Annotated in this window: 15 protein-coding genes; 9 read left to right on the forward strand and 6 right to left on the reverse strand. The window is 58.8% G+C overall.

Translation table 11 applies throughout. From position 1 onward, the window contains the following. Positions 1–67 precede the first annotated feature (67 nt). Both ACR0D7_RS08375 and ACR0D7_RS08380 read left to right on the forward strand, forming a co-directional pair. Positions 68–856, forward strand: coding sequence for a cyclase family protein (locus ACR0D7_RS08375; protein ID WP_480678626.1), 789 nt, complete (start codon positions 68–70; stop codon positions 854–856). Then, positions 849–1,367: a thioesterase family protein gene (locus ACR0D7_RS08380; RefSeq protein ID WP_480678627.1), complete on the forward strand. Its 519-nt coding sequence runs from the start codon at positions 849–851 to the stop codon at positions 1,365–1,367. The genes ACR0D7_RS08375 and ACR0D7_RS08380 overlap by 8 nt, the downstream gene beginning before the upstream one ends. On the opposite strand, the gene ACR0D7_RS08385 is transcribed toward ACR0D7_RS08380, so the two are convergent. From ACR0D7_RS08385 to ACR0D7_RS08400, 4 genes are all read right to left on the reverse strand, one after another. Beyond that, positions 1,361–5,443, reverse strand: a complete 4,083-nt coding sequence (locus ACR0D7_RS08385; protein ID WP_480678628.1) for a translocation/assembly module TamB domain-containing protein — start codon at positions 5,441–5,443, stop codon at positions 1,361–1,363. The two genes, ACR0D7_RS08380 and ACR0D7_RS08385, sit on opposite strands and share 7 nt — an antisense overlap. Then, a complete protein-coding gene (locus ACR0D7_RS08390) occupies positions 5,440–7,245 on the reverse strand; it encodes an autotransporter assembly complex protein TamA (RefSeq protein WP_480678629.1) in 1,806 nt (601 codons plus the stop codon). Before ACR0D7_RS08390 ends, ACR0D7_RS08385 begins: the two co-directional genes overlap by 4 nt. A 162-nt stretch (positions 7,246–7,407) precedes the next feature. Further along, entirely contained in the window at positions 7,408–8,394 is a 987-nt protein-coding gene (locus ACR0D7_RS08395; RefSeq protein ID WP_480678630.1) for a type I glyceraldehyde-3-phosphate dehydrogenase, read from the reverse strand. Between the two features lie 54 nt (positions 8,395–8,448). After that, positions 8,449–8,772: a hypothetical protein gene (locus ACR0D7_RS08400; RefSeq protein WP_480678631.1), complete on the reverse strand. Its 324-nt coding sequence runs from the start codon at positions 8,770–8,772 to the stop codon at positions 8,449–8,451. A gap of 280 nt (positions 8,773–9,052) precedes the next feature. Here ACR0D7_RS08400 and ACR0D7_RS08405 point away from each other — a divergent pair, with 280 nt between their 5' ends. Beyond that, complete coding sequence (locus ACR0D7_RS08405; RefSeq protein WP_480678632.1) at positions 9,053–9,409, forward strand: hypothetical protein; 357 nt, start codon at positions 9,053–9,055, stop codon at positions 9,407–9,409. A gap of 1 nt (position 9,410) precedes the next feature. Here ACR0D7_RS08405 and ACR0D7_RS08410 read toward each other — a convergent pair whose 3' ends face one another. Continuing rightward, the gene (locus ACR0D7_RS08410) at positions 9,411–10,346 is read right to left on the reverse strand and encodes a 2-hydroxyacid dehydrogenase (RefSeq protein ID WP_480678633.1); all 936 of its coding nucleotides are present in this window, start codon (positions 10,344–10,346) and stop codon (positions 9,411–9,413) included. A 139-nt stretch (positions 10,347–10,485) separates the two neighbouring features. Between ACR0D7_RS08410 and ACR0D7_RS08415 the strand changes: the two genes are divergently transcribed. The 3 genes from ACR0D7_RS08415 to ACR0D7_RS08425 all read left to right on the forward strand — a co-directional run bounded on the left by ACR0D7_RS08415 (position 10,486) and on the right by ACR0D7_RS08425 (position 12,920). After that, entirely contained in the window at positions 10,486–11,292 is an 807-nt protein-coding gene (locus ACR0D7_RS08415) for a thioesterase family protein (protein ID WP_480678634.1), read from the forward strand. A gap of 120 nt (positions 11,293–11,412) precedes the next feature. Then, a complete protein-coding gene (locus tag ACR0D7_RS08420; protein WP_480678635.1) occupies positions 11,413–12,012 on the forward strand; it encodes a DUF1007 family protein in 600 nt (199 codons plus the stop codon). Next, on the forward strand, positions 11,997–12,920 hold the full coding sequence (locus tag ACR0D7_RS08425) for a nickel/cobalt transporter (RefSeq protein ID WP_480678636.1): 924 nt from the start codon (positions 11,997–11,999) through the stop codon (positions 12,918–12,920). Before ACR0D7_RS08420 ends, ACR0D7_RS08425 begins: the two co-directional genes overlap by 16 nt. Here the strand turns inward: ACR0D7_RS08425 and truA are convergent. Then, positions 12,917–13,684, reverse strand: coding sequence for a tRNA pseudouridine(38-40) synthase TruA (gene truA / locus ACR0D7_RS08430; protein ID WP_480678637.1), 768 nt, complete (start codon positions 13,682–13,684; stop codon positions 12,917–12,919). The genes ACR0D7_RS08425 and truA overlap by 4 nt on opposite strands. Before the next feature lie 107 nt (positions 13,685–13,791). Here truA and ACR0D7_RS08435 point away from each other — a divergent pair, with 107 nt between their 5' ends. The 3 genes from ACR0D7_RS08435 to ACR0D7_RS08445 are packed head-to-tail and all read left to right on the forward strand — an operon-like array spanning position 13,792 to position 16,638. After that, positions 13,792–15,204, forward strand: a complete 1,413-nt coding sequence (locus ACR0D7_RS08435; protein WP_480678638.1) for a YcjX family GTP-binding protein — start codon at positions 13,792–13,794, stop codon at positions 15,202–15,204. Next, entirely contained in the window at positions 15,201–15,656 is a 456-nt protein-coding gene (locus tag ACR0D7_RS08440) for an N-acetyltransferase family protein (protein ID WP_480678639.1), read from the forward strand. Before ACR0D7_RS08435 ends, ACR0D7_RS08440 begins: the two co-directional genes overlap by 4 nt. After that, positions 15,649–16,638 (forward strand): YcjF family protein, encoded by a 990-nt coding sequence (locus tag ACR0D7_RS08445; RefSeq protein WP_480678750.1) that lies wholly within the window; start codon positions 15,649–15,651, stop codon positions 16,636–16,638. Before ACR0D7_RS08440 ends, ACR0D7_RS08445 begins: the two co-directional genes overlap by 8 nt. Positions 16,639–16,683 lie beyond the last annotated feature (45 nt).

A 16,683-nucleotide genomic window follows, 5' to 3' on the forward strand; every position in this document is an offset into this window, starting at 1 on the left:
TTTTCGCGTCTTGACAGCGGCTTATGCACGGCCAACCCTATCATCGTTATTCATGATGGAGTTGCCGATGCCTCGCCGTTTCGTCGATCTTTCTGTTCCTTTGGAAATGGGCATCGTGTCGGACCCACCGATCATGCTGCCCAAGATTGAATACATGACCCACGACCAGACCGCCGAACAGGTCATGTCGTTTTTTCCGGGATTGCAAAAAGAGGATCTGCCCGGTGGTGAGGGTTGGGCAATAGAACTGCTGCAGATCGCCACACATAACGGCACCCATCTGGATGCGCCCTACCATCATCACTCGACGATGAATAACGGCGAGCGGGCGATCACCATCGACGAGGTGCCGTTGGAATGGTGCATGAACCCCGGTGTCAAATTGGATTTCCGCCATTTCGACGATGGCTATGTGGTCTCTGCTGCAGATGTTGAGGCCGAGCTAAAGCGCATCGGTCACAATCTGCAACCGCTTGACATCGTGATCGTGAATACGTCGGCGGGCACGCAGTACGGCCAGCCCGACTATCTGATGAAGGGCTGCGGGATGGGACGCGAGGCGACCTTGTACCTGACTAATCGCGGTGTGCGGGTAACCGGCACAGACGCCTGGAGCTGGGATGCACCCTTTCCCCTGACCGCTCAGGAATATGCCGAAACCAAGGATGCGTCGATCATCTGGGAAGGCCATCGCGCCTCGATGGAGATCGGCTATTGCCATATCGAAAAGTTGACCAATCTCGAAGATCTGCCGCCCACCGGTTTCGAAATCTCGTGTTTTCCGTACAAGATAAAAGGCGCCTCAGCAGGCTTTGTGCGGGCTGTCGCGATCTTTGAGGAGGACAGTGATGAATAAACCCCTGAGCGGACATGACGGCCCTTATGACGCCCCAGTTGAAATCCGAGGCTTCTCAGTCTTGCCGGAATGGGTCGACTATAACTGTCACATGAACGTCGGCTTTTACGGCGTTGCCTTCGACATGGCTCTGGAAAAGCTGATGGTCGATCACCTCGGGCTGGGTGAGGTGCAGGTCAAGGCGCTGGAGCAGGGGCCGTATGTCCTGCAATCCCACATGAATTTTCTGCGTGAGGTCCAGCCGGACGAGCCGTTCTATTTCCGCTTTCGGATGCTGGATTCAGACCTGAAACGCGGTCATTACTTTGCGCAGATGCTGTCTGAAAAAGACAATGCTGTTTGCGCCACGCAAGAAGCGCTTTTCATGAATGTCAGTCACGAAACAGGGCGGTCTGTGGCCTATTCTGACTGGGCAGCAACACGGCTTGCCCGTATGGTCGAGGATCACAAGATTTTGGAGCCTGCTCCGCAGATCGGGCAACCTATTGGCATCCGCCGTAGCGGTCAGTAATCGCGTTCGAAAAACACCCCAACACCGGTTTCCCCGCGCCCGTCGACGGTGCCACGGACGGTGAAACTGTCAGTTACGTCCAGATTCAGGTTCACCTCGGTATCGCCCTCGGTGTTTACAGTGAAGTCGGTGTAAAGGTTGTCACTAAGATAGGCGCCGGCCCCAAGCGCACCGCCGCCACCTTCAGCGGATCCGACGTCGATCGTATCCAGGCCGGTTGCCTCGCGTATACCCTTCGTGGCGTCGCCACCGGCGCCGCTGAGCTGTGCCAGAGATGCTGCCATTTGTGCAATCATGAAGGGTGAAATTTCCGAGAAACGGTTGCCGAACAACAGCATGGCCAATGCTTCTTCGGCGGGGCGCTCGGGGTCAGAATAGACATCTACCGCGGGTGCATCCAGCGGACCGGCGATTTCGATCGTGGCTGTACCATCGGATGTACTGGCTGACGAAGCAAACTCAATATAAGGCTTCAGATCACCCTGCAGCGTAACAAGTCCTTTGGTCAGGGCCAGTCTGCGACCTAGAATGTCGATATGACCTCGGATCAGCTCGATCTGGCCGGAAGGAACGACCGAAGCTGTTGTGCCGCCAATAAACAAACGTCCGCCCAGCTCGGCATTTACACCGCGGCCTCGCACAAAGACCGCTTTGGGTGCCAGCAGACTGACATCCAGTGTGATGCGGGAATCGCTTTTGGCAGCGTCCTCTTGAACGACCAGCCGCGCGCGTTCGCGGGTTTGGAACCCGGCTGCAGTTTCGTTGATATGCTCAATTTCAGGGATGGGTGCTGCGCCCACGGCACCGGCAGCGGCAGCCAGATTGATATTGGTCTCTTCGAACGTGATCTGCCCAGCTACTGCGCTGTTTCCGGCCAAAGCGCCTGTCAGTGCAATTTCGCCGTTTAGCGTGGTCTCGTATAGCAGTTTGTCAGTGAGCACGAGTTGATTAAGCCGCGTGACGATATTTGCGTTGAGAGGAGGTGTCAGATCCAAGGGGCCAGAAACGGTAAATGTCCCTCCTGCACGCATGCCGCCATTCAGCGAAATTGTGGCTCGGCTCTGAGCAAGTTCTACCGACCCGCTGATGCCAGTGACGGTCTGCCCGATCCCTGGGATGGCAAGAGATGTACCCGAAGTGGTAATGCTGCCACTCAGCGACCCGAGTTCCGGTTTCCCTTTGAGCCGCAGATTGTGTCGGGCCGTTCCCTCGATCTTGTTGGGTGAGATAAAGATGTTGGCAATGCCAAGGTTGATCCCGCCCTGTGCCTGCAGGTCGGCTTCACTTGTGGTTTCATCAAATGTTCCCGCGATCGTACTGCTGATCTCAGCCGGTCCATTGGCTGAACCGTCGATGGTCCAGACCCCCTTGCTGCGTTTTGCGTTGCCAGTGACAGCGACGGTGCCGGGGAACTCAGGTGCGAAACGCTCGATCTTGTTCAGTTTTGCATCGAAATCCAAATCTGCCGTGCCGTCGGTTGTGACCTCGCCGGTCAGAGCCGCGTAAGAACTGTCTGGTCCGCTAAGCTTGAGCGTCCCGTCCAGCCCCGACCCGGTCGGGGCAACATTGCCATCCAGCGTGAGAGGCCCGGACATTGAGGCAATGACGCGAGACAGGTCGTCAAGCTGAGCGGTGAAGTTCAGCCCTCCGGCCTCACGATCCAGTTTGCCCGACGCGGTGGCAGACAAGGCTGTGCCCCGCAATCGGAAGGTTCGAACATCTACAAGGTCTTCCCCCTTCGCCGCATCGACCCGCAAGGTCGTCCGGCCTTGGATCAATTTGTCGACCATTTCGATGCCGGTTTGAATGTCATCGGCGCTCAGGTTGCCCTGAATGTCAAATATCCGGCTGGCAAGGTTTCCATTGCCCTGAACGGTTGCGTTGACTGCGCCGCTTAGGTCGCGTTTGGCGAGGCCCGAGAACAACGACAGATCAGGGGCGTTCACGCGGGCGTTGCCGTCAATGGCCAATTCGCCGGTTGGATCGTCCACCGTTGCGGCGACCTGCGCGTTTACGGCAGTGCTGTCGACTGTTGCCTGACGAATCTCGATCCGGTCTGCGGTGCGCGCACCGTCCCATTGAACCAAGGTCTTGCCGGTCAGCAGGGGATCAATGTCGGGCATCCCGGTCTGGATATCTTGGCCGGTGATGCTTGCGGTGCCGTCAAATTCCAACGTCTGCACCGTTCCTTTGCCGCGCACCTCAGCTTGAACAGCGCCACCAAGGTCGCGCTTTGCCAATCCGGAAAAAACTGCCAGATCGGGTGCTGTCACATTCGCCTGCCCGTCGATCGTCAGGTTGCCACCGGGTGTGGTGACGTCGCCGCTAGCCTGTGCCTGCGCGACATCGCTGTTCAGGTCGAATTCACGAATAGTTATACCGTCGCTGCCGCGGCTGCCATCAAGGGTTATCGTGGTCTCGCCCTTGATAATGGGGTCGATATCATCGCGACCTGTGACCAGATCGCGGCCTTCGACAACCAGCTTTCCGTCAAAACTGCCCTCCAGCGGAGAACCTTTGCCTTCAAACCGTGCCAAAGCCGACCCACCCAGATCTAGCTTGGCTACCTCTGAGAACCGGGCTAGGTCTGACGCCTCAAGCCTAGCTGATCCGTCGACCGTCAGACCACTGGTCAGCCCGTCGATTAAGGCGTCCAGCGCCAGCGAATAATCGGTCCCTCTTAGCTCGAACCCGGATAGGTTAAGAGATTGATCGTTACCGTAGTCGAACTGTCCATCCAGAGTGATACGGTCACCCAGAGCCGAATTTATCCCTTCATCATTCAAGTCCAGGCCGTCGGCAATAACCTGCAGGTCACCTTGCACGGTGATCCTGTCGCCTTGATCCAGAATACCCTGCGCGGTGATCCTAGCCGTGTCCAGATTCGCTTGCGGTGACTTAAAGGCATCGGCAGTCAGACTCAGAAGCCATAGGTTGCCGTTTTTTTGATTGAATAGAGCAGAAATCTGCGCCGCTTCGATCGAGGTGTCTCCGCCTGCTACAGGGAGTACAACCGTCTGCCCGTCTGGCGGTGTAATGCGACCTTGCAGGGCTGCCAATTGCAAGTTGCCGCCCTCGGTCAATTGAACCTCACCTTTCAGGTTTAGGGCTTGCGTGGTCAGCTCAAATTTGGGGATGTCCAGCGCCCCTGCGGGCTTGGTCTGGCCATCGACGAACAGGCGCGTATTCGGGCCAAAGAACGGGTCAAGATCTTCGGCCATAAAGGGGGTCAGGTCGCCACCCAGATCAGCAGTGAAAGCGATGCCGTCTGCCGCACCGGTTTCGGCGGCGCGTAGCTGAACCTGCCCGTCGACCCGCTGCTGGTTATCGCTGCTCAGTGCGATATCAGCGGTGAAATCGGTCAGCGGCCCCGCACCCTTGGCTGTGAACCCGATCGGAGGGCTATCAGGGATGTTCAGCGCGGTTGAAATCAGGCCGCCCGCAGCTTCGGTGACCTGCAAATCCAGATTTATCTCGCGCGAGTTATTCTGGAAACCGGCGGTTAGCGTGATCTCGTCACCTGTGCGATCCAATCGGGTAACGTCCAGATTGGTGTCCAACGTACCATCGGCCAGCGACAGGTTACCTGTCACCGAAAGGTCAGCCGCAACACCGATCAGAGGCTCGCCTAGCGAAAGCTCATCTATCTGGATTTCGCCAATCTCGATCGAGACGGGCAGTTCGGGCAGTTGAAAGGGTTGTGTTTCGGCAGACGGCGGTGGGGCATCCGAGGTGGTCGCACCCGGTGCGCGTGCGATGTCGATCTCTTGCGCAGTCAGGGCATTAACGGAAAATCGTCCCCGGATCAGGGCCAGCCGATTCCAGTCCAAAACGGCATCCTTGATGGTCAGCCAGACGCCTTCATCATCTGCTATGGTGATCTCTTCAATAGTGGCGCGTGCACTCAGCGCCCCTTGCAGGCCAGTGACGGTGACGTTCTGATCATCACCCGACAGCGTGTCCTGCAAGAACCGCTCAAGCATACTGCCGCCGCCATCATCCTCTTGCGCGAAGGCGGGCGGTGCGGTCAGGAACAGCACCGTGGATACAATCGGATATGAATATTGCCGTATCAAAACGCCTGTCCGATCCCGATGTAGAATTGCAAACCGTCGCCCGTGTCACCTTGAACCGGCAAGGCAAGGTCAAGTCGCAAGGGACCGAAACCCCCCAGATCATACCGCACCCCAAGGCCCGCGCCGGAATGATATTCTGCGCCACTGCCGATGAAAGACGACGTATCCACCGTACCGAAGTCATAAAACCCGACAAGAGATATCGTGTCTGTGATCTTTCCGCGAACCTCACCTGACAACCCGACAAAGGATTTCCCCCCTGCGATTCCGCCGTTGACCGGGATGCCGAGGCTTTCGAAGGGTTGCCCGCGTACAGTGCCCGCGCCGCCCGAGAAGAACAAGAAATCGGGCGTTACGTCACTTGCCGAAGGCCCGATCACAGACCCCAACTGCGCGCGGCCCGCCAGGACGATCCGACCGCCCGTGTTCAGGCTGGTGTAGGCGCGGCCGTCGAAAAACAGCCGTATGCCGTTATCTGTCCCCGAAAATCCAACGAAAGGCATGGCTTGTGCGTCCAGATAAAACCCGCGGGTCGCGCTGACCTTGCTGTCCCGTTGGTCCCATTCTGATCGAGTAGGGATGATAAAGTATCGGAACTTGCGCCCTGAGCCATAAGCATCATCCGCGTCCGACCACTGAAAACCGGCTGAGGCCTCGGCATAAAGCCGGTCGGAAAATGTGCGCCGCGCACCATATGCCAGCGACGCGATGGTCACGTTGTAATTGTCGGTGTTGCGCCGTTCCAGCAACGCACTCCAAAAGGTGTTGTCATCCGGCCCCAGCCTATCGGGCTGGTCCAGTCGCAAGCCAATGCGACCGTCCAGATCTTCGGTGCCACCGATATTACGCAGCGCGGCTTCGAACCTTAGCCGTTCGGCGCGGCGGAATACGTTGCGATGTGTCCAGGTTGCGGTCAGATCCAATCCAGCATTTGAAGCAATCTCGCCTCCGAGCGTAAGACGACGCTTGGGCATGTCTTCGAATGTGGCATCGAAATCGAGCGTGCCGTCAGGGTTAGGCGTTTCACGTTCTTCGATAGAGACGACACTGAATGTACCGGTACGACGCAGCCGGGTTCCAACCTTTTGGATTTCGGCTGGGGAATACACCTCTCCTGATGGGAAGCCTGCAATCTTTTCGATCGAGCGATGGCGCACATCGGTGTCGCCTTTGATGACCATCTTGCCAAAGGTCAGGCGCCTTCCCGGTTCCAGGTCGATCTGCGCGTCCAACCGGTTCTGGGCGTGCCGTGCGATGACCCGTTGATCTTCGACCGCAGCCTTGGCGTGGCCAGCGTCGCGCCAGCCCTGAACCCCGGCCGAGGCCGCCTGTTGGATGGCACCCGTTGTGGCCAGCTTGCCCGGAGCGAACTCCTCAGGCAGGGCAGTGTCCGGCGCAAGAGGGGCGACAATGGCTGTGCCAAACTTGAAGGTCGGCCCGGTGTTAACCGTGATAACCGCGCGGTTGATCGCGTTGGGAACGGTGAGCGAGCTCATGTCAGCCGCTTCTTGTCCGTCCAGCTTGATACTGACGACGGGACTGAAATAGCCCTCATCATACAGAATCTGAACGATTGTGCGGTAATCCGAAAGAGCGGCAGACAGAATTTCCAGCGGTGTGTCCAAGCCCCTGTCCTCGGCAGTTGCAACTGACGAGGTTTCCTCAATACGCTCGACCAGGTCTTTTGGGGCACCTGGGGCGTTCAACGTTGTTTCCAGCGCCGCCACAGAGGTCGGACCGACAGCAATCGCGCCGAGAAGGCAAAACTTCAAAAAAAAGGCCCGCGGCCTGCTTCCCCGCATCGAATGGCTCCAACTGCCCCAAGTCGAAATCAATTTCGCCGTCTTATAAAAATGACGGTTGATTTATTGATGTTAGAGCATCCGTTCCCTCGCAGGGAAAGAGATTTTCGAACGCGATGCCAAAAATAAGGCTAGTGTGCCCGCGTAGCGCCTCTCTCTCGATCAGGGCTGCGTCATCAATCGGGCAACATCCAGCATCCGAGCAGAAAAGCCCCATTCATTGTCATACCAGCCGAATATTCGGACCTGATTGCTGCCTGTGACCCGAAGCTCGGGGCCAGCGATCACAAGGGATTCGGGTCGGGTGCGCAGATCCGATGACACCAGCGGGTGATCGGTCCAACCCAAAACGGGGGATTGGGTGACAGCTTCGCGAAAATCAGCCTCGAACCCGGTTGCCGATATTCCGCGATCAAGGGTCGCGACCAAGTCAATCGCGGATACGCTGGCGGTGGGGACACGTACAGCCGCCCCCGAGATGCGGCCTGCGAGATGGGGCATGACCTCGTCAATCAGGTGCGTGGCGCTGGATGTCGTCGGGACCATGGACAGCGCCCCGGCGCGGGACCGGGCCAGATCGCCGCGTGGCGCGTCAACCATGGGCTGGCTGTTCGTATAGCAATGGATGGTTGTCATGTGGGCCGAGGTGATGCCCGCAATACGGTCCAGCACCTTGACCAGAGGGGCCAGCCCGTTGGTGGTGCACGAGGCGTTTGACACGATCCGCGCGTTGCCCAGCTGATCCTCATTGGCACCCAGTACGATGGTGACTTCTGTCGCGGGCGAGGGGCCAGAAATCAAGACTTTGCCCGCCCCGGCCGCGAGCCCCTGACTGGCCACGTCCGAGGTCCGCGCAACGCCGGTGCAGTCCATCAGAACGTCAACACCAGTCAGATCGACACGGGAAAGATCCGGGCTATGTGTCATTGGGATGGAATGGCCGTCAACGATCAGAGCCGTGTCGCCGGTCTCGACTTTGCCAGTGTAACGGCCAAAAGTGCTGTCGTATTTGAACAGATAGGCGCAGGTTTCCAGCGGTGCGATATCGTTAATCAGCACCAGCTCAATATCCTTGCCCCACGGCAACGCAAGCAGTTGCCGCAGGATTGTGCGGCCGATGCGGCCGAATCCGTTAATCGCGAGTTTCATGCGCAAGCTATGGCAGCGGGTCGCGGTCACCTCAATGCCTGTTTCGCCGCAGGGTCAGTTGCAGCTGACCTGCGAGAAGAACTGGCCTGACATGTTCTGATACATGCTGGCCCTGATCGGCTTGCACCCGGTGGCCGCCTGAATTGCTGCTATGGCCTGAGTGGTGCGCAGGCGCGGCGGCGGGCCAAACGGGTTCAGATTGTTGTTGTCACGGGTTGCGCGATATACCACCGGAGAGTCCGAGACCTGAGTAACGGCCCAGGTACGGCTCATGACAAAGACCGATTTGGTTTCCTCTTTGGCGGCAACCGGGGTTGCCTCAAGGGCTGTCAGGCCCACTACCGCTGCAAGTGCCAGCATTGATCCACGAAGTACCATTGAACAATCTCCAGTGCTAAAAAACCGGTGTTATTTCACCAGATTCAAGCGCTTCTGTGAAGCCCCGCGCCGGAAAATGCGAATCATCGTCAGCGTTTAGCCAACGACAGGGGCATACGGCGGTTCACGTCCTTGTAGAGCAAATAACGGAATCCTCACAGCCCGCCTGTCCCAGAGGCCGAGTTGCGATGTAATTTGATTGTTGCCGAACAGGGCTTGGCCCGCCTTCGATGCCGGTATAATCTTGAAGTCAAATCTATTTCAGCAAGGCGAGGCGGTCATGAAAGCCTGGATTTCTTCTACATTGGTGGCGATTGTTGTTTTGGGGTCAGCTACGGCAGTTCAGGCCAAGTCTCTTTCACGAATCATCGCGGAAATGGGACTGTCACCTGCGGATTTCAATGTGCTGAGCGCGGCTTCGGACGCGATGCTGGCGGGGTCAGTTCCCCGCGTTGGTGAAGAAAGCGTGTGGGTGAACGATGAAACCGGATCAAAGGGCACAATCCGTGTTCGCGATGTGCGCGACAATTGCGTGCACCTGCAGCACTTTATTCAGCCCAAGGGAGCGGAACAGAGCCGAGAGGTCAGAACTCGCCGCTGCCGTGATGCAGGCGGCAACTGGATCTTGACGCCCTGACCTAGTAGCCGCGCGTTCGGTCGACCTCGTGCAGCAGGGGCTCTGCTGCGGTCAACCTTCGAAAGTTTTCACCAACATCTGCCAGCGCTTCGCCCAGATGCCATCCAGACACATGTGGCGTGATCGTCACGCCCGGATGTGTCCAGAGCGGGCTTTCGGATGGCAGCGGCTCGGTCGAGGTCACGTCCAAAACTGCGTGGCCGGGCGTACCGTTGTTGAGGGCGGCAATCAGGGCGGTCTCGTCGATCAGGTCGCCTCGACCGGCGTTCAGCAACTGGCTTCCGGGTTTCATGGCTGCCAGTATCCGCGCATCAAACATCCCAACGGTTTGCGGGGTTGATGGCAGGATTGCACAGACATGGTCGCATTGGCCCAGCAACTCGGGCAGCGCGGCGTCGCCGTGCAGACAGGTAACGCCCTCGATCTGCTTGGGTGAACGACTCCAACCCATGACCTGAAACCCAACTGCACGCAACATTTTGGCACTTCGCGCACCGATATGGCCCAGCCCCAACACTCCAACCACAGTCTCAGGCGAATAGATCGGCGCCTTTGGAGCCCATTCCGCGCGGCTCTGGGCCGCCTCGTGAAATGCCATGTGGCGTTGATGGCGCAGGACATATGCGACGAACCACTCGGCGATACCCTGCGCGGGCGCATCCGGCTTCAACCGCGCGATGCGCACGTGATCGGGCAGGTTGGGATTGCTGACGATGGTCTCGACCCCGGCGCCCAGCTTTTGCACCAGTTTCAGATTGGGAAGGCGTCTCAGGTTCTCGTCTTTCAATCCGACAACCGCAAGCATCGTGATTTCGTCGGGGTTGCCCAATGTATCCGGCGTCCGAATATCAGCTTCAGGGTGAAGCCGCTGAATGTCGCGGGCGATATCGCTGTCACTTATCCAGTCGGACATCCCGGTTTCGATCAACAAGGCCATGTCGCGCCCCTTGTGCTTTAAATTGTGTGCAAAACGTCCCGTCACTGAACTGGACATTTTCCCCGCAGCTAAGTCATTCTTTGGCGCAAGGTAAAGCCCGGACGTCGGGCCACGTGCCAATACGTATACGAGGCAGACCATGAACGGGAAACAAGACCTGAGCCAGCAGGCCTATTTTCATCTGCGCGACGATGGCGCCTTTATCGGCAACGATCCTGCACGCGGACCATGGTCGGCTGATCACTGCCACGCGGGGCCGGTCAGTGGCCTGATCGTACGCGCGGCCGAAACCGAGGTCGGGCCGGAAAAGATGCTGACCCGGCTGACGGTCGATTTGCTACGGCCCCAACCTCTGGCGGGTTTGCGTGTGGCAGCCGAGACGACGAGGCACACCAAAACGCTGGCGACCACGCGGGTCACGGTGCACGATCTTGACGATACGCTCTGCGCCACGGCCACGACTATGCATCTGGCACGCCGTGATCTCGGCCCGGTTCCGAATGTGACGGTGGCTCCACCCAATCTCAAAGACGCGGTGACCGGGCCGTTCCCAATTGGCGAGGTGCGCCACGATTTGCCTGGGTTCGCAAATCATTCCGAAGTACTGTACCCCAAAGGGGGCAATCAGGGCGCCGGTCCAAAGACAGTTTGGATGCGTACGCCAAAGCTGCTGGACGGGGAAAATCAATCCCCGATACAGGCGCTTTGCCCGCTGGCTGATTGCGGCAATGGTATCTCGTGGAACGCGCCGACGACCGAGATGGGGTTCATGAACACCGACCTGACCGTTCAAATCCACCGAGAGCCTGTTTCGGATTGGGTGGCTTCGGAGTCGGTATGCCATTGGCAACCTTCGGGGATCGGGATGTCTCAGTCCGTGCTGTATGACACCGAAGGCCCGGTTGGCACGGCCCTACAAACGCTGATCCTGTTTCCGCCAACCTAATCTCTGGCGCTTTTCAGCACGACACCTTCAAAACGCATTGCCGCGTGCGGGGAGAGGCCCTATCTTTCGCGTATGCGTTGGATATTTACCATTGTGACTTGCTGTTTGCCGATCCCGGCGATGACGCACCCGCATGTCTTTATCGACACCGGATTGGAATTCATAGTCGATGAGACCGGCCAATTGACCCATGTTCGTGTCACCTGGGCCTATGATGAGTTTTACTCGCTGCTGGTGCTTGAAGACATGAAATTGGATCAGGATGCCGATGGCATTCTGACCGAAAGCGAAAAACAGTTCCTGTCCGGCTTCGACGCGCAATGGGTTGAGGGGTATAATGGCGATCTGGTCGTGTTTTCGGATGGTGTACCGGTAACCCTTTCTGGTCCATTAGAGCCCGCAGTCACCACCGAGTACGGGCGTATCGTGTCATCTCATTTGCGCGCCGTCGAAGGTGATCCGGTGTCTGCCGCTGCTTTAACCGCTAAAGCCTATGACGAAACCTTTTATACGGCTTATGAGGTGACCCGCCCGGTGACGGTAACGGGCCCCGCGTCTTGCCAGATTGCCCGGATTGACCCGGATATCGATGGGCAACTGGCGCAAATGCAAGCCTTTCTGCTGACATTAGACGCCGATTACGACCTGGAGGAAAATGATATCCCGCTGGTCGGGGAAAGCTTTGCGACCGAGATTTTCGTTTCATGTCCAAATACCTGATTGTTCCGGTCACCGTCGCCTTCGCTCTGCTGCTGTGGTTCTGGGGTAGTGGCGGGTTTGACAGTTTGGCAGCTTGGGCTGCGGGTGAGCAGCGTGATTTCCAGAACCAGATCGCGCGTGCCTTGCGTGCGGCGCGGGCCGAACAGCCGCAGGCCATTGCCACCCTGCTGACGGTCTGTTTTGCGTACGGTTTTTTCCACGCCGTTGGCCCGGGTCACGGCAAGGTGCTGATAGGTGGTTACGGTTTGGGTCGAAAGGTTGCGTTCTGGCGGCTATCCGCGATCAGTGTGCTATCCAGCCTGGGGCAGGCGGTCACGGCCATTGTTCTGGTCTATGCCGGGGTTCTGGTGTTTCAGATGTCGCGGGAAACCCTGGTCGGCACGACCGAACAGGTCATGGCTCCTATCAGTTACGGCGCCATTGCTGCGATCGGTTTGTGGCTGGTGTTCCGGGCGCTGCGCAGCTTTGCCAGAAGGCACCGCAGCAAAGCCGGGCATCACCACCACGACAATGATCATCACCATCATCATGATCACGAGGTCTGCGCCGATTGTGGCCACCGCCATGGTCCCACAGCCGAGGAAGTGGCGCAGGTTGGCAGCTTGCGCGAGGCAATGCTTTTGATTGCTGGCATCGCCGCCCGACCCTGCACAGGGGCGCTGTTCGTTCTGATCCTCACATGGCAGATGGGCATCGCGATGGTCGGCATTGCCGGAGCTTTTGCGATGGCGCTGGGCACAGCAACGGTCACAACTCTGGTCGGATGGACCTCGTTCGGGTTGCGCGGCGGATTGCTGGCGTCGGCGTCAGCCACGCGGTTTGCATCGGTTCTGGCCCCGACCATCGAGTTGGTGGCGGGCCTGATGATCGCGGTAATCGCAAGTGGCTTGTTGATGCGCGCGATCTAGTCGAAGACCGGCTCAGGGTACCCAACGCGCGCCAGATACAGCCCCTGTGGTGGGCAAACCGGCCCACAGGCGGCGCGATCGGTGGCTTCCAGCGCATCGCGCACGTCTTCGGGCGTCCATGCACCGGCCCCCACGCGTTCCAGTGTTCCAACGAAACTGCGCACCTGATTGTGCAGGAAAGAACGGGCACGAACGTGGAAATGCACCTCTGGGCCGGAAAAGCCCTGAACCTGTTCAACGCGCAGCTCATCCAGAGTTTTGAGCGGGCTCGCCGCCTGACATATCGAAGACCGGAAGGTGGTGAAATCATGCCGCCCGATCAACATATCCGCCCCTGCCTGCATGGTGTCGATGTCCAACTGATGATTGATCTGCCAGACCTGACCGGCGTCATGTGTTGCAGGCGCCCGGCGCATCAGGATGCGAAACAGATACTGCCGCTCTAACGCGGAAAACCGGGCGTGCCAGTCGTCGTCCACCTGCGCTGCTTTTACGATGGCCACTGGCTGCGGTTTGAGGTGATAATTCAGCGCTTCGGACAGGCGGAACGGGTCCCAGTCCTTGACCAGATCGCAATGCGCCACCTGACCCAACGCATGTACGCCTGCATCGGTCCGTCCCGCAGCGGCGATTGTATGGTCGCCCGGTTGAATGCGCGACAGGGCCTGTTCGATCGCACCCTGCACGGATGGCAATTCCTTCTGCCGCTGCCACCCGGCAAACGGTTCCCCCTGGTATTCGACTTTCAACGCGTATCTAGGCATGGGCTGCTGGTAACGCGCCGTGCGAAAGGGGGCAAGAGCGGGAAAGCTCTGGCAAGTGCGGTTACCTCTACCTATCTTGAGCAAAACGAAAAAAGCGAGGCGACGGTTTGGTCATCTCATCTCTGGCAGACAGTCTGGTGCGCGGCGTAGAAACCGTGGGCGATCGCGTATCCGAGACCTTGTTCGAGCCAGTCATACGTCTGGGTGTCACCGGGTTGGCGCGGTCGGGCAAGACGGTATTTATTACCTCCTTGGTTGCGAACCTGCTGGATCGCGGGCGGATGCCTGGTTTGGTCGCTCAGCAAGAGGGGCGGATTAACACCGTCTATCTGCAACCGCAGCCCGACGATACTGTGCCCCGGTTTGACTATGAAAACCATCTAGCCGCGCTGACCGGGCCACAACCGCATTGGCCCGACAGTACCCGGGCGGTGTCGGAATTGCGCCTGTCTTTCAAGGCGCGGCCTTCCGGGTTGCTTTCAGGCCTGCAAGGGCCGCGCACCATCCATCTGGATATTGTGGACTATCCGGGTGAATGGCTGCTGGATCTGGCCTTACTGGACAAGACCTATGAGGTCTGGTCAGCCGAGACGCTGGACCGGATCGCCAAACGTACCGAGGCTGCGGCGTTTCTTGAACAAGCCAAGGCCGCTGACCCTGCCGGGACCCATGATGAACCCACCGCGCAGGCACTGGCCAAAACATTTGCCAATTATCTGAACGACGCGCGCGATGCAGGGTTCTATGATTGCACACCGGGCCGCTTCCTGCTGCCGGGCGATCTGGCGGGGTCTCCGGTTCTGACCTTTGCGCCGCTGCCGGTGGAAGGCCATGCGCCCCGGCGCAGTCTGCACCGGGAAATGGCGCGTCGGTACGAAGCGTACAAATCGCAAGTAATCAAACCTTTCTTTCGGGACCATTTTGCCCGGATCGACCGGCAAGTGGTTCTGGTCGATGCGCTGGGCGCGATCCACAAAGGTCCGCAAGCGGTCGAGGATATGCGTCGCGCGATGGCCGATATCCTCTCGGCCTTCCGCCCCGGGCGCAACGCGTGGCTGAGCCAGTTGCTGTTGGGTAAACGGGTCGAACGTATCCTGTTCGCAGCCACCAAGGCCGATCACCTGCACCACACGCAACACCACCGTCTGACTCATTTCATGGAGGCCCTGACCCGCGATGCCCGCGACCGGGCCAGTTTCGCCGGGGCCGAAACGGCGGCTTTGTCGCTGGCAGCGTTACGCGCAACGACCGAGGAGATACGCATCCATAACGGGGTTGAGCTGCCCTGCGTACGTGGCACATTACTGGACGGCAAGCAGGCCGCGTTCTACCCTGGGGATTTGCCTGAAGACCCGGCGCAACTTCTTGGTCCGGCGCGCGATGGGGCCAATAGCTGGCTAGGTGAAGATTTCGGTTGCATGGCTTTTGCACCTGCTCATCTGACCCTGCGCCCAGGCGATGGCCCACCCCATATTCGGCTGGACCGTGCCGCTCAGTTCCTGATCGGAGACCGCCTGTGACCGTAACCCTCCGCCCCGCGCGCACCACGGATGCAGGTGCAACTGGAGAGATTTTGCATGGTTTCGCTCGTGAAAACGAATGGATGCCCGAATTGCATTCCCGTGCTCAGACCATCGCTTTTTGTGGCTGGATGATTGATCTGGGCTGGGTCACAGTTGCCGAGGCTCAGGGAAATGTAGTCGGGTTTTTGGCCTTGAACGAAGCAGAAATCCATTCTCTGTACCTAAAGCTGGGATCACGCGGGCAGGGGATCGGGCAACGACTGTTGGAGCACGCCAAATCTGATCGGGTGGAACTGACCCTGTTTGCCTTTCAGGCCAACCACGGTGCGCGCCGGTTTTATGAGCGCAACGGCTTTGTTGAAGTTGCCCGCAGTAATGGCGCTGACAATGATGAAAATCTGCCTGACATCAAATATGTCTGGCTGCGGGAAAGGGCTGATGATGGCTAAAGGTCCGGTACTGATTGATCTCGACGCAGAGGAGCCCGCCGCAGACGTGGCACAGGCCCCGCCGGTGCCCGATCTTGAGCAGCCGCAGGGGCAGGCAATGCAGGCGGCGGTTCGGCTGGCGGCCCGAAAGCCATCGGCCCTGTCGCGGTGGTTCTGGGGTTTGGCGCTGGCTGTGATTGGTGCCGTGGTGTCAATCGCAGCGTGGGATTTTGTCACTTCGCTGCTTTTGCGCGCACCTGTTTTGGGCTGGGTCGTAACAGGCCTGATGGGTGCGCTGGTACTCGTTGCTCTGATCATCGCGGTGCGGGAATTGGCAGCCATCGGGCGGCTGTCCCGGGTGGACGGAATGCGCCGCGCTGCTGACGTTGCTTTGGCAGAGAGTGACCTAGAGCAGGCCCGCGCGGTGACCAAACGCCTGGTCGCCTTTTACAATGGACGGGACGAAACCCAATGGGGCCGCGACCGTCTGGTTGAACGGATGGACGAACAATTCGATGCCTCTACCCTGCTGACTTTGGCCGAGGATGAGTTGCTGGCACCTCTGGATGCTGCGGCCAGCCGAGAGGTCGAGGCAGCGGCTCGTCAGGTGGCGACCGTGACCGCGCTGGTGCCTTTGGCGCTGGCAGATGTGGCGACGGCTCTTGCATCCTCATTGCGGATGATCCGCCGGGTGGCCGAGATTTATGGCGGCAGGGCTGGTTTTCTGGGCAGTTGGCGCCTGACCCGCGCGGTGTTCGTGCATCTGGTTGCAACAGGTGCCGTGGCTGTGGGTGACGATTTGCTGGAACCTGTTCTGGGCGGATCGGTCCTCAGCAAGCTGTCCCGCCGGTTTGGTGAGGGGCTGGTGAACGGCGCGCTCAGCGCGCGGGTGGGTGTGGCCGCGATGGAGGTCTGCCGTCCGCTGCCCTTTTCCGAACGGCACAAGCCGTCGACCCGCGGGATGATCAAACGAGCGCTCAGTGGGTTGTTTTCGAAAACTTGACCTAACGCAAAGCCGTCTTGTCTGCTGGCCTTCATAACAAGGGCG

The organism is Ruegeria sp. BB7 (genome assembly GCF_056539365.1).